A 13,078-nucleotide genomic window follows, 5' to 3' on the forward strand; every position below is an offset into this window, starting at 1 on the left:
GCCCGCCTCCGCACACCAGGCGACGTCGCGACGTTCCTCGCTCCCGACTGCACCCAGACCAAGGTCAAAAAGATGAGTTAAAGATCTGCAAGCCCTTAGTGGTCGGCTACAGAAGTCCTTCGAGGGTTGACTCCGGAGTCGGTCGTGGGCACCGCTCAGGTGTCGAGGTGATGGTGATCGGTGATTTGGGGGCGGTTCGTTTCGAGTGAAGCTCGCGATCACAGGGTGAGAGTGTTGTTCCGCTGATCGGGGGTGGCGTGGAGGCGGTCGTACTCGCGGGCGGCAAAGCACCAGGCCTTGCCGCTGACCTGTTGCTCCTGTTGTTCCGTCAGTTCCCATGGAAGCCAGCCGATCATGATTGAATGCAGCGCGTCGCGGTGCTCGGAGTGCTGATGTCGCGCACGCTCTCTCCTCTCGATGTGGCGCGGGTCACATCTGCCCCATGTCACGAACGGAAAGGCAGCTTGCGTCTGGTGGTCGTCCGCACAGCGGGAACGACCGACGCGAAAGAGACAGCAGAGCGATGAACGCGACAGCAGCGCAGCAGCATGAGGTCCTGGTCCTGGGCGCCGGCTACGCCGGGCTTTCCGCCGCGATCCAGCTCGCGGCCCGCACCAGGAAACGCGGGAACCTGCGAGTGACGCTGGTCAACCCCTGCGACACCTTCACCGAGCGGCTCCGACTGCACATGACCGCCACCGGTCAGGGGACGGGCGATATGAACATCCCGGAGCTGCTGGACGGCACTGGCGCCGGCTTCGTCCGCGGCTGGGTCACCGCCGTGGACGCCGAGGCGAAGACCGTCCGGATCGACGATGCCCGGGTCCTGTGCTACGACACCCTGGTCTACGGCCTGGGCAGCATCGCGGACACCGTCGCCGTCCCCGGCGTGGACGACCACGCCTACACCCTCAACAGCCCGGAGGACGCAGCCTTCCTCGCCGACCGGCTGACCCGGCTCGACGGTGGGACCGTCGTGGTCGGCGGCAGCGGCCTCACCGGCGTCGAGGCCGCCGCGGAGATCGCCGAGCGGCACCCGGAGCTCCAGGTGGTGCTGCTGGGCCGACAGGGGCCGGGCGCAAGCATGCACCCGAAGGCCAAGGCCTACCTGGACGCGGCGCTCGCCCGGCTCGGCGTGCGGGTGCGCAGCGACGTCGAGGTGGCCAAGGTGCTGCCGGACAGTGTCGAGCTCGCGGACGGCTCCAGCATCCCGGCGGGCGCGGTGCTGTGGACCAGCGGCACCCGCGTCTCGCCGCTGGCCGCCGCCGCGGGCCTGACCGTCGATGAGCGCGGCCGTGTGGTCACCGACAGCGCGCTGCGCTCGGTGTCCCACCCGGACGTATACGCCGTGGGCGATGCGGCGGCGATCCGTCAGGGCTACGGCGTGATGCACGGGACCTGTCAGGGCGGTATGCCCACCGGCGTGCACGCGGCCCTCTCGATCCTGCGGGTGCTGGCCGGCAAGCAGCCCAAGCCCTTCCGTTTCGGCTACTACCACACACCTGTCAGCCTGGGCCGGAACGACGCCGTCGTGCAGTTCACCCACCCCGACGACAGCCCGCGCCGGATCGTGCTGACCGGCAAGCGAGCCGCAAAGTACAAGGAGACGGTCACCGCCGCGCCATGGCCGACCTTCGTCCGCATGAAGAAGATGCCTGCCTCGGGCGCGTTCTGGCCGCGCGGCGGCCGCTACACCCGGATTCGGAGCGCCAAGTGACCCAGCCGCAGCAGGCGGGCCCCGACCAGCTTGCCTTCCAGCAGTACCGCACCCTTCTCTTCTCCGTCGCCTACCGCATCCTCGGCACCGCCGCCGACGCCGAGGACGCGGTCCAGGACGCCTGGCTCAAGTGGTCGGCGGCCGACCGTTCCCAGGTCGCCGACCCCAAGGCCTACCTGACCCGGATCGTCTCCAACCTGGCGATGGAGCGGCTTCGTTCGACCCGCCACCAACGCGAGACCTACGTCGGGCCATGGCTCCCCGAGCCGATCCTCACCGGCCCGGACACCGCTGACGGCGTTGCCATGGCGGACTCGGTCTCCATGGCCCTGCTGGTTGTGCTGGAGACGCTCAGTCCCCTGGAGCGCGCGGTCTTCGTGCTGAAGGAGGTCTTCGCTTTCAGCTATGCGGAGATCGCGGAGGCGGTGGAACGCTCGGAGGCGGCGGTCCGGCAGGCCGCGCACCGTGCCCGCGAGCACGTCCAGGCCCGCCGGCCCCGTTTCACCGCGGACCGCGCCCGCCAACGCGACGTCACCGAGCGCTTCTTCGCGGCGACGGCGGGCGGTGACATCAACACCCTCATGGAGCTGCTCTCCCCGGACGTGACGCTGTGGACCGATGGCGGCGGCAAGGTCCGCCAGGCCCTCAAGCCGGTCGTCGGCCTGCAGACCGTGGCCCGTTGGTTCGCCGCGCTCGGCACCGCGACCTACCAGGGCATCGAGCCCGGGCAGATGCGGGCAGAGCTCACCTGGATCAACGGCGGCCCGGGCGTGGTCTTTTGCGGCCCGGACGGCGTGGTCGCCACGCTGACCTTCGACTTCGATCCGGAAGGCCGTATATCGACCATCCACAACGTGGCCAATCCCGACAAGCTCCACGCAGTCGCCGACGGCACTCGGCACGAACTCTCCTGAGCCGCCTGATCGTTGTCAACGCCCTCCGGAATCCCCGTGAGCGCCCGGGCCCGCTGCCCCAGCCGACCCGGCCACAGGCGAAACCGGATGCGGCAGGCCGCGGCCGTCCTGATCCACTTCTGCAGATCGGCTTGCCTGCCTTGCCTGTTGCTGCCGCGCGCCCGATAGCCCTGACCTCCGCCGAGCGGCACCGGTTGAAGAAGGCGGCCTGGGGCCATAAGACCGAGTACCGGGCCAGGGTGCGGGCGCAGATCGTGCTCTGGGCGGCTCGGGGCAGGTCCAACGCGCGGATCGCCGTTGAGATGGGAGTACACGTGGACACCGTGCGCACGTGGCGGGGCCGGTTCGCCTACCTGGGCCTGCCAGGCCTGGCCGACCGCAAGCGCCCGGGGCGGCCCGCCAATTTCACCGCGCTGCAAGCTGCGCAGGTTAAGGCGCTGGCCTGCCAGCTTCCGGCCGAGGCCGGCGCGCCGCTGTCGCGGTGGTCGTGCCCGGAGCTGGCCCGCGAGGCCGTCGAGCGTGGCATCGCGCCCTTCCTGTCGGCGTCCACCGTGCGCCGCTGGCTCGACCAGGACGCGCTCAAGCCCTGGCAGCACCACTCGTGGATCTTCATCACCGACCCGGACTTCCGGCCCAAGGCCGAGCGCGTGCTGGACCTGTATGCCCGCACCTGGGACGGCACCCCGCTCGGTGCGGACGACTACGTGATCAGCGCGGACGAGAAGACCTCCATCCAGGCCCGCTGCCGCTGCCATCCCACCCTGGCACCAGGCCAGGCGAGAGCGATGCGGCTCAATCACACCTACGGGCGCGGCGGCGCGCTGGCCTACCTGGCCGCCTACGACGTCCACCAGGCCACAGTGTTCGGCCACTGCGAGCCGACTACCGGTATAGGCCCATTCATGGCCCTGGTCGCCCAAGTGATGAGCCAGGAGCCCTACGCGAGCGCGAAGCGCGTGTTTTGGATCGTCGACAACGGCTCCTCCCACCGCGGCAAGGCCGCAGCGGCCGCTTTGTGGCCGCGTTCCCGAACGCCGTGCTGATCCACACTCCGGTGCATGCCTCCTGGTTGAACCAGGTGGAGATCTTCTTCTCCGTCGTGCAACGCAAAGTCGTGGCGCCCAACGACTTCACCGACCTTGCCCAGGTCGGGGACCGGCTCCGAGCCTTCGAAGACCGCTACAACGCCACGGCACAGCCGTTCCAGTGGAAGTTCACCACCTCCGAACTGGACGATCTGCTGGCCAGGCTCGACCGGCATACCGCCAATCACCCAGAAGAATCCTCCGTGGCGCTGACAGCGTGATCAACCCTCGAAGGACTTCCGGAGCCGACCACTTAGCGCACGATCTGGCGCGGATGTTCCTCAACCCCCATGTCCAGGTCGCTGCGACGGTTGGCTGCCCATCCCCACCGTCGAAGAGCGAGACGAAGTGCGGGTCCGCCAGCACCTCCGCGGCAACTGGCAGTGCGGCCTGGGCCGCCCGCAGGGTCAGCGGCACGGCAGGTACTCCTGCCAAATCGCACAGCGCTTCGGCGAAGTTCTGCACCAGAAACCCGAGGCCGTCACCCGCCTCACTCATCAGTCGGCTTATCGCCCCGCGAACATCAACTGCGGCCGGTGAATGGTAGACCGGAGCCGACGGCCACAGCTCAAGCGGGACGGCCACCGATTGCCACAGCGGTACCGCCGAGGGGGCGCCTCCGGAGGCGTGCTGACGCAGGAGGCGCTGGTCGCCGCCCTGGAGCAGTGGCCGCGGGACGGCGTCCCCGACAACCCCGGCGCCTGGCTGACGGCCACCGCCAAGCATCGCGCGATCGATCTCGTACGCTGCCGGGAGCGGTACGCGCGCAAGCTGGCGGAGGTCGGACGGGACCTCGCGACGGCCTGCCCGCACTACCTGGACGGGCCGGCCGACCCGGACGACATCGACGACGACCTGATGCGCCCCGGCCACTGCGAGGACGCCCTGCGGCTGGCGCGCGTGCTCGCCGAGTTGATGCCCAAGGAGCCCGAAGTGCACGCGCTGGCCTCACTGCTGGAGTTCCCGGCCTCCCGCACGGGGGCCCGCACCGGCCCTTCGGGTGAGCCCATTCTCCTCAAGGACCAGAACCGGGCCCGCTGGAACCGCATGCTCATCGTCCGCGGCGTCGCCGCCCTCGGCCGCGCCGACGCGGTCCCCCCGGGGCCCCGGGGCCGTACGCCCTCCAGGCCGCGATCGCCGGCTGTCACGCGCACGCGCACACGTACGAGGAGACGGACTGGGCGCGTATCGCGACCCTCTACGGCCTGCTGGCCGCTCGGTCGCCGTCGTCCGTCGTCGAGCTGAACCGCGCGGTCGCCGTCTCGATGGCCCAGGGCCCCGGTCCGGCCCTGGAGATCGTCGGCCGCCTCGCCCTCGAACCCGCCCTGCGCGACGACCACTTGCTGCCGAGCGTCTGCGGCGACCTGCTGGCCCGCGGGGGGACGCACGGCCGAGGCCCGCGACGAGTTCGAGCGCGCTGCCTCGCTCACCCGCAACGAACGGGAGCGGGAACTGCTGGAAGGGCGCTCGGCGGAGTGTCGCTGAGTGGTCTTGTCGAAGTACCGACTCCAGGTGTTCACCCGAGTGGGCGCCTACCTTTTGCCCGGCCGGCTGCTATCGCCCAAAGCTGAAAGCAAGTACGTGTTGGCGAAGTGCGTCGTGCACGGTCCTCTCGTGGGCTGAGGCTGCGCTTGCGCCGGTACGATCCGCGCGCTCCTGCGCTGCCGACGACCACTAAGGCGGTCAGCCATGCCCTTGAGTCGCCCCATAACCTACGACCTGAGTGACTGCCGCGTCGCTCATGGCCGCATCTACGACACCGAGGTGTACGACGGTGAGGAGTGGGTGCCCCACGGCCGACTCGCCGTGATGCGGGACATGATCACCCATGACGGGAACCACATCCACACAGTGGATTACCACGGCCCCAACCACGCGCTGCTGATGCGGGGCAAAGTCGGCGATCCCACGTTCCAGGCGCGGCTCAACCTGACGGAGTGCGGGAACGCGTTCGTCGGCACGATGTCCACGGGCGGCGGGAAGCCTCAGGCCTTGCGTGGTACGGCGTTGGAGCAGGTGTACCACACACAGCGACACCTCAAGGCCGACCCGGCGGCACCGTTCCTCCCTTGGGAGGACTTCACCATCAAGTCCGAATGGGTGAGCGGCGAGCTCAAGATCACCTACCTGCTCGGTTCCGACAACGTCAGCGATCGCACGCGCGTGACCAAGGTCGATCGTGCCAAGGGTGAAACGTGGCTGGAGATGGTCGCGCAGTTCCAGCCGCCCTTCCGCCAGAACGCGTTCAACATCGTCCTGGTCTCGGGGTCCCAGACGTTCACCGGCACCCTGACCGATGACGACGGCAACGACTACGACTGGCGCGGCGCCACGGCGCCGGAGCTGCCCGAGCCCCGCGCCGCCGTGTTCCGCGCCGCTCACGAGAGCCGCCCGTCTGCCTTTGCCGAAGGCACGCCCTCGACCACGATGTCATTGCAGGACCTGGACAACATCTCGTCGATCCAGGTCGTCACCGATGACAAGGGCAAACAGTTCACGGTCGACTTCGCCCAGACCACCTGCGGCGGCTACTTCAACAAGTGCCTGGTCAACGCCCTGGACCAGAAGTGGGTCGATGGTATCTACGGCCACGCGTACTATCTGCCTCCCGGTGTACAGCAGGTGTTCGCGAACTCCACGCAGTACTTCAAGGACTATGCCGTCCTCGGAACGGGGCAGATGCTCTACGACAACCTGGGCACCAACCCGCAGTACCGGGATCTGATCAAGAGGATCCAGCCCCAGACCATGCAGACCGTCTGGCAGGACATGGGCAAGAGCCAGACGGTCGGCCCTGCGTACCAGGAGGCGAGCAACGCCCTGTACATCGAGGGCTATCGCGACGGAGTCCCGCAGATGCAGGCGTATCTGCAGGACGACCCCGAGAAATGGGCCTTGGACTACTTCAACTGGCTGTCTGACGACGCCAATCTGCTCACCTGGCAGATCCAGGTTGCGAGCAAGCAGTTCGACAACGTCAAGTCCCGCATGTACGAGTGGTACGTCAAGCTCCAGGTGCTCGCGCCGGACAAGGACTATGGCCAACGCTTCATGACCATCGCCTACGCGGCGCTGCTCGGGGTGACCTACTCGAAGTCCCGGTGGTCGGACGACCTCAAACCGTATCTCCAGGCGCTGATCGAGAACGCCATCGCGGGCAAGGTCGACCCGACGATCATGGACGAGGTCCAGCAGCAGGCTGCCAAGGAGAACCAGGAGCTCATGAGTACCCTGGTCACCACCGCCGACCAGATCGCCCTCCTGGTGGACGGCATCGCTGCGGCCATGAGCGCCTACCAGCTGGACAAGCCGCTGCAGCAGCTCGCGCAGGACCCGCAGGCACAGGCCCTCATCGGCCAGCAGCTCCAGGGAGCTCAGTACGAAGCGTGGAGTGACCTGACGACCAAGGGAAAGGTCGGCGGCCTGCTGAGCATGATGTTCTACGGCGCAACGGCGGGCTACCTCATCTACACGATCGCCCAGGACAGCAAGAACCCGCAGACGCCCAAACAGATCACGACGGAAGTCAACCTGGGCGTCCTCGCCCTGGCGATCCTCGTGAAGGGCATCGAGAAGATGATGTCCCTGGGCGTGGGCCGTTTTCTGGAGAACTTCTCCCTGGGCGGTCACGGTGGTGCGTTCCGCACCTTCGCGGGTGACCTCGCCTCCTGGTTCAAGGAGGGTGGAAAGGTCGTGCCCGAAGGCCCGGTCGGCAAGGCCTTCGTGGCCATCTTCGGCGAGAACTCGGCGGAGTTCATGGCCCGGCGCATCGGCCCCGCCATGGCCGTCTGTGGCCTGGTGCTGTCGGCGTTCATGCTGTACGACGCCATCAAGTCGGGCGACGTACGGAACATCGTGTTCGAAGCGCTGAACGCCTTCATCGGTCTGATGACTGTCGCTCTGATCGGGTTCGAGCTGATGAGCTTCGCCTGGGCAGGGCCTGCCGGTCTGGCACTGGCCGTCGTCGGCATCATCATTACGCTGGTCCAGTTCATCTGGAACCTGATCGATCCGCCGCAGCCGGCGCCGGATCCGATCACAGAGTTCGTGGACGGTCCCATGGTGGCCAGGGGCTTCGCCACGGCGGGCTGAGCGTACTGGTCGAGCCGGCTCCGGTCGGCTCGACCCCGCTGTCGGGCACGAAGCGCAGGGAGAGCCGCCTGATGTTCATCGCTGTATCACCTCCGGCCGTCACACTGTCGGGAGCCGTTGACCCGGTCATCGAATCCATAGTCAACCTGATGCCTGACTACAGTGCCGGTCGGCGTCTGCACAGCCTCTACGTCAACAAGACGCAGAGCGCTTTGCCCGGGAACTACTCGCAGATGTTCGGTACCGGCCCGGCGTTCCGTAGTGTGTTCTTCCCCAATTGGCAGCCCGATTCGCTGCTGTCGCTCGTGGCCGACACGGGCCTGAGTGCGGCATGGTGGATTGATTTTTCGGTGGCGGTACTGTGCCAGGCCATCGCGGAGTTGGGCAGCGACATCCGCGGCCAGATGCTGACCGACAAGATCAACGGCGATGTCGCGTCCTTCAACGCCGACTTGCGCGCACGATCCTCGCGCGCGTATGCGAAGGTCCTGGCGGCCGCGTACACCCCCCTCACCACCCTGCTGCAACAGGTGAACCCCGACACCGCCAAGCAGCAGTTTCACGACTCGTTGCTGAGCAACGTGCTCAACCGGCAGCTGTGGTACCAGGCGGGTATGTGGACCAGCCCGGACTGGGAGATGTTCAACCAGTACGCCAAGTACATCGCCCTGGGCGCGTCGGACGCCGAGGTGGACACATTGATCGATGAGCTCGCGGCCGCGGGGCTGCCGATTCCCGCCACGGTCAACCGGCAGGGCTGGCGCACGTATGCGGAAGAGCTGCGGGACAAGCCGAACGTCGATCTCGCCGACATCCGGAACGAGTGCGCGGGCCCGATCGCCCAGACGACGTACATCCCGGCGGGCAACGGCATGTCCGCCTCGATGCCCAACGGCAATTGCTACGAGTTCACCGCGAACAGCCAGCCAGGTACGCGCTACCGCCGACCGCCGGGAGGCTCCTGCTTCACCGGCGACACCCAGGTGCTGAACGAAGCCGGCCGCGCCGTCCCATTGCGGGACGTGAAGCGCGGAGACACCGTACTGACCCGGGACGGCGTCTCCACAGTGGCGTACGCTGCCCGGCCCCTGCGCTCCGGTCGGCCGCTCTACCGGCTGACGGGCGGCGGCAGCCCCGTGTTCACCACCACCCACCCGTTTCTGAACGCGGCGCCGGCGAAACCCCTCGGCTTTCTCCCGAAAGTGTTGGCGGTGGAGCCGGAAGCCCTCGCATGGCAGGTCCCGACGCTCAGTGAGGACGGCATCGGCATCCTGGAGACCGGAAGTCTGCTGCTGTGCCGCGGCCCGGGCCCGAGACAGGATCCGGTCACCGTGACGGTGTCCGGGGTGGAGCCCGTGCCCGAGCCCCCTGAGGACACCCATCTGTACGACCTGCGACTGGCCACCCGATCCGGGGCACGGCAGGAATTCTGGGCGGGCGACGGCGAGAGATTCTTTCTGGTGTCACCCGAGTACCCGATTCTCGACGAAGCGGGTGCGGCGGCTACGACGGTGGTCGCCCTCATGGAGGGACTGGTCGCGTCCGGTGGGCCGGACAAGTCGGGATGGCCGTCATGGATCAACGACGGAGTCAGCCGGTTCGGCCCCGGCATCTTTCATGGCGCCCTGATGCAGGCACTCGCCACGACGTCCTCCTTCGGTGCCCCGGAGCCCCCCGACTCGCTCGACGAGCGCATCGACCGTCTCTACCGCGGTCTCGCCGACACCACGCCGGAGACCGCTGCGGTGATGGCAAGCCTGTTCGACGGGCTGCTGGCGTCGAGCGGCCAGTGGCTGGCGTCGGTCGTCGCGCTCGGCTGGCGGACCTGCATGCTGCTCGGGGGTGAGACGCTCGCGCTCACGGTATTCGACATCGCCCTGACACCCGGCAATCCCGTCCGTGCCGATGCCACGATCGAGCTGGCCGTCACGGCAACGGGACGGAACGCGGCCAAAAGCATCCGCATGTGGGACCGGCGCGGCCGGGGCAACACCCGCTTCCACCACTACTTCGACCAGCTCGTCCACCTGGACGTGACTGGTGCGGACAGGCCCGACGACCTGTCTTTCGCCGTCAGCATGGACGGCGCCACCGTACCGACCTTGTTCGCACACGTGCCCGACTCGCTGGGTGATGCCGCACACACGTTCCGGTCGGCGCAGCTGCGCGACTCGTCCGGGACGGTGGTGGGCGCCATCCGCTTCGACACCCGACGGCTGGGTCAGGATGCCGCCTCCCAGGAGCTCGGTAACAGCGGCCTGTGGACCGAGGACGCGATCGAGGCATACGCCAACGCCCTCGGCGTCGCCATGGTCGAACCCACCCTGTCGGGGTTGCGGGAGATCCACCGCAACTCCGAGCGGTCACCGCAGTACTGACCCTGCCTTCGATGACCGCGACCGGCCGTGGGCGACTCGTGCCTGCCGTGGAGCCGGCCGGCACTCGGAGGCCGACTCCTGGTCGGCCGTGCACACAACGCCGCCGGTCAATACACCTGGACCGGGCGGCGCGGACGAGGCCGGGGATCGGGCCGTGCTTGCCGGTGTTGCGCGCCGGGCGGGGCCGCCGCGCCAGCCGCTGGCCACGCGGCGCTACGAGAGACATAGGGTGGCCCTAGCCGGGCGGTGCCCAAACGTCGGGCCCGGCTTCCCGCCACTCCACCCAGGCCGCGCTCGCCACGTCTTCGGGCTCGACGTCTTCGGATCCGGCCTGGCGTAGGAACTCGACGATGTCGAGCAGCGTGTACGCCATGCCCATGAAGTGGCTGCCGACGCGGACCCGCCTGCCGCCATCCTCGGCCGGCGGGTAGACGACGACCCGCGGTGTCTCGGTCACCTTTTCAGCGTGCGGCGCGGGCCGGGAGCGCGCATGCGGGATGCCAGAGTCGTTCGTAGTCTGGTGGTGCTCCGGGCCATCACGGAGGTCTACCGATGCCCCGCACCATATGGTCAGGCGCTATTTCTTTCGGATTGGTCACCGTTCCGATCAACGTACAGAGTGCGACCGAAGATCACAGCATCCACTTCCACCAGTACCACCTCGAGGACATGGGGCGTGTCCGCTACCGCAAGGTGTGTGAGCTGGAGGATCGCGAGGTCGACCAGTCCGAGATCGGCAAGGGCTACGAGCTGACCCGTGACCGGGTCATCCCGATCACCGATGAGGAACTGAGCAATCTTCCGCTGCCGACGGCGAAGGCGATCGAGATCGACGCCTTCGTCCCGCTGGAGGACATCGACCCGATCCGCATGGGCGCCGGGTACTACCTCGCCACCGGCGGACAGGTCGCCGCGAAGCCGTACAAGCTCCTCGTCGAAGCGCTGCGCCGCACCAGCAGGGTGGCCATCGCGAAGTACGCGTGGAGCGGCCGAGAAAGGCTGGGCATGCTCCGGGTCCGTGGAGAGGCCCTGGTCCTGCAGGAATTGCTGTGGCCCGACGAGATCCGCGACCCCACCGAGCTGCTCCCGTCACCGACCGAGGTGTCAGAGAACGAGATCGACGGCGCGCTCGCCCTCATGGACACCATGACCCTCGACGCGCTGGAGGGCGAGGTGTTCACCGACCGCTACACCGAGGCGATCGCTCAGATCATCGTGGCCAAGCGCGAGGAGAAGCCGCTTCCCGAAGTGCCCGAGCCGAAGCAGCCGACCCCAGTCCTGGATCTGATGGCTGCGCTGAACGAGTCGGTGCAGAAGGTCAAGGCCTCCCGCACCGCTGGCGCGGGCCCGGCTCAGGTGCACGAACTGCCGAAGCCGAAGAAGATGGCGGCCGCGAAGGAGCAGCCGGCCAAGAAGACCGCGGCGAAGAAGGCAGCCGCCAAGAAGGCGACGGGCCGCCGCCAGTGCAGCGCCTGACCGCGCTGACGCTAGTCCAGGATGCCCAGGGCGGTGCCCGGCCGGCAGTGGACGCATGCCGGTACCTGCCGTTGCAGCGCGTCGAGCGCCTGCTGCCGGGTCGCCGGGCGGCACCGCCCGCTCTTGGCCGCTGGCCAGCAGCCGCCGGTGTGCACGGCATCCACGCTTCTGGCGGTTGAGCCCGTACTGGATCAGCCAGTCCGGCTGCGGCGGCCGGCGCTCCTCGCCCTGCCGCCGCTCGTGCTCCCGGAGTTCCTCATCGGCAATCCAGCGGTCGATCAGGGCCAGCTGCCGCGCGGTCTGCTGCTCGACGACGCGGCGGACGAACCGCAACAGGTCGAGACGGGTCAGCGGGGAATCGTCGTGCACGTGGGTGTTCCTCCGCGCAGTGCCGGCGTGTTTCGCCTTCCCCAGAAATCGAACGCGCGCTCTAATCCTCAGTATGCACCGTGTAGAGCACCTCACCGACACCCAGGAACGCATCCTGCGCTGCATCCGGCAGGCGATCGCCGACCATGGCGAGGCACCGACGGTGCGGGAGATCGGGGACACGGTCGGCATGCGCAGCCGGTCCAGCGTCCACTACCAGCTGGTCGAGCTGGAGACGAAGCAGGCGATCGTCCGGGAGCCGGGCCGGGCGAGAGGGATCCGGCTCGCATGACCAGTCCGGGCCGCTACCACCTGCTGCTGGCCACCGCCGGGCAGTCGGTGCAGCACGGCTGGTGGTGGAACGAGGACGTCGCCCGCGACAAGTTCCGCGACTGGGTCGGCCTGTACGGGGACGCCATGCCCGCAGCCCGCGTCACCTTGTCCGACGAGGACAGCAGCGTCGTCCTGGACGCGTGGCCCGACCGGCGGTAGCCCGCCCCTCGCGCGCGGCGGGCGGGGCCGGCGTCTTGTCGGTCAGCGGTGTTCGGTGGGGTCGGGCCCGTCGGCGGGCGGGAGATTCCAGTCATCCGCCTTACTCCACCACTCCCGCATCTGGTCCTTCCGGGCCTCCGGTGTCTCAAGCCACCGCTGTGACATGGCCTTCCGTGGCGGGTAGGGTCAGCGGCCCGCTCGACGCCGGTGATGTGCAGCAGGCAGTCTGCCCGGCGTACGCATCAGCAGGCGGTCGGGCGGCGGTCGGCTGGATCCTCCATTGCATGGCGGACCGCCTTCTTTACGGCCTGTTCCAGCTCGTAGCTATTCTCCCCGGACGCCTCGGCGTGCGCGGTGATGGCAGCCTGCGCGGCCTCGACCACCTCACGCCAGCGCACCCACTGGACGTCGTACTCCTCACCCGCCAGGCCCGCGAGCTTCGCCCGCTCTTCCTCGGCGGATCGTTCCAGCGTGATCAACTTATCGGGGACCTCTGCCACGGATCCTGAGCGGCGGGTGCAGCCCGCGGACGATCAGACCTGCCGTTCGAGCGGG

Annotated in this window: 13 protein-coding genes and 1 pseudogene; 10 read left to right on the forward strand and 4 right to left on the reverse strand. The window is 68.2% G+C overall.

Annotated elements, in window-relative coordinates; all coding sequences use genetic code 11:
• Window positions 1-218: 218 nt before the first annotated feature.
• Window positions 219-356: a hypothetical protein gene (locus ACZ5NH_RS34895; RefSeq protein ID WP_468781048.1), complete on the reverse strand. Its 138-nt coding sequence runs from the start codon at window positions 354-356 to the stop codon at window positions 219-221.
• Between the two features lie 167 nt (window positions 357-523).
• Between ACZ5NH_RS34895 and ACZ5NH_RS34900 the strand changes: the two genes are divergently transcribed.
• The 7 genes and pseudogenes from ACZ5NH_RS34900 (at window position 524) to ACZ5NH_RS34930 (ending at window position 10,186) form a co-directional block, all read left to right on the forward strand.
• Window positions 524-1,717 carry an NAD(P)/FAD-dependent oxidoreductase gene (locus tag ACZ5NH_RS34900; protein WP_468781050.1) on the forward strand — a complete coding sequence of 398 codons (1,194 nt, stop codon included), beginning with the start codon at window positions 524-526 and terminating at the stop codon, window positions 1,715-1,717.
• Complete coding sequence (locus tag ACZ5NH_RS34905) at window positions 1,714-2,631, forward strand: RNA polymerase sigma-70 factor (protein WP_468781052.1); 918 nt, start codon at window positions 1,714-1,716, stop codon at window positions 2,629-2,631. Before ACZ5NH_RS34900 ends, ACZ5NH_RS34905 begins: the two co-directional genes overlap by 4 nt.
• 239 nt (window positions 2,632-2,870) lie before the next feature.
• Window positions 2,871-3,674: an IS630 family transposase gene (locus tag ACZ5NH_RS34910; protein ID WP_468781209.1), complete on the forward strand. Its 804-nt coding sequence runs from the start codon at window positions 2,871-2,873 to the stop codon at window positions 3,672-3,674.
• The gene (locus tag ACZ5NH_RS34915) at window positions 3,647-3,937 is read left to right on the forward strand and encodes a hypothetical protein (RefSeq protein WP_468781054.1); all 291 of its coding nucleotides are present in this window, start codon (window positions 3,647-3,649) and stop codon (window positions 3,935-3,937) included. Before ACZ5NH_RS34910 ends, ACZ5NH_RS34915 begins: the two co-directional genes overlap by 28 nt.
• Before the next feature lie 409 nt (window positions 3,938-4,346).
• A pseudogene (locus ACZ5NH_RS34920) lies at window positions 4,347-5,201 on the forward strand (RNA polymerase sigma factor); the annotation flags it as partial.
• Between the two features lie 210 nt (window positions 5,202-5,411).
• Window positions 5,412-7,808: a phage tail family protein gene (locus ACZ5NH_RS34925; protein ID WP_468781056.1), complete on the forward strand. Its 2,397-nt coding sequence runs from the start codon at window positions 5,412-5,414 to the stop codon at window positions 7,806-7,808.
• A 149-nt stretch (window positions 7,809-7,957) separates the two neighbouring features.
• A complete protein-coding gene (locus tag ACZ5NH_RS34930; RefSeq protein ID WP_468781059.1) occupies window positions 7,958-10,186 on the forward strand; it encodes a Hint domain-containing protein in 2,229 nt (742 codons plus the stop codon).
• Window positions 10,187-10,421: 235 nt separating this feature from the next.
• Here ACZ5NH_RS34930 and ACZ5NH_RS34935 read toward each other — a convergent pair whose 3' ends face one another.
• On the reverse strand, window positions 10,422-10,643 hold the full coding sequence (locus ACZ5NH_RS34935) for a hypothetical protein (RefSeq protein WP_468781061.1): 222 nt from the start codon (window positions 10,641-10,643) through the stop codon (window positions 10,422-10,424).
• Window positions 10,644-10,738: 95 nt separating this feature from the next.
• Here ACZ5NH_RS34935 and ku point away from each other — a divergent pair, with 95 nt between their 5' ends.
• On the forward strand, window positions 10,739-11,662 hold the full coding sequence (gene ku / locus ACZ5NH_RS34940; protein WP_468781063.1) for a non-homologous end joining protein Ku: 924 nt from the start codon (window positions 10,739-10,741) through the stop codon (window positions 11,660-11,662).
• A gap of 11 nt (window positions 11,663-11,673) precedes the next feature.
• On the opposite strand, the gene ACZ5NH_RS34945 is transcribed toward ku, so the two are convergent.
• Entirely contained in the window at window positions 11,674-11,826 is a 153-nt protein-coding gene (locus tag ACZ5NH_RS34945) for a DUF6233 domain-containing protein (protein WP_468781064.1), read from the reverse strand.
• Between the two features lie 278 nt (window positions 11,827-12,104).
• Between ACZ5NH_RS34945 and ACZ5NH_RS34950 the strand changes: the two genes are divergently transcribed.
• Window positions 12,105-12,323, forward strand: a complete 219-nt coding sequence (locus ACZ5NH_RS34950; RefSeq protein WP_468781066.1) for a LexA family protein — start codon at window positions 12,105-12,107, stop codon at window positions 12,321-12,323.
• Entirely contained in the window at window positions 12,320-12,523 is a 204-nt protein-coding gene (locus ACZ5NH_RS34955) for a hypothetical protein (RefSeq protein WP_468781068.1), read from the forward strand. The genes ACZ5NH_RS34950 and ACZ5NH_RS34955 overlap by 4 nt, the downstream gene beginning before the upstream one ends.
• A 242-nt stretch (window positions 12,524-12,765) precedes the next feature.
• Here the strand turns inward: ACZ5NH_RS34955 and ACZ5NH_RS34960 are convergent, their stop codons facing one another.
• Window positions 12,766-13,023, reverse strand: a complete 258-nt coding sequence (locus tag ACZ5NH_RS34960) for a hypothetical protein (protein ID WP_468781070.1) — start codon at window positions 13,021-13,023, stop codon at window positions 12,766-12,768.
• Between the last annotated feature and the right edge of the window lie 55 nt (window positions 13,024-13,078).

This window comes from Streptomyces sp. NPDC031426 (assembly GCF_055581585.1).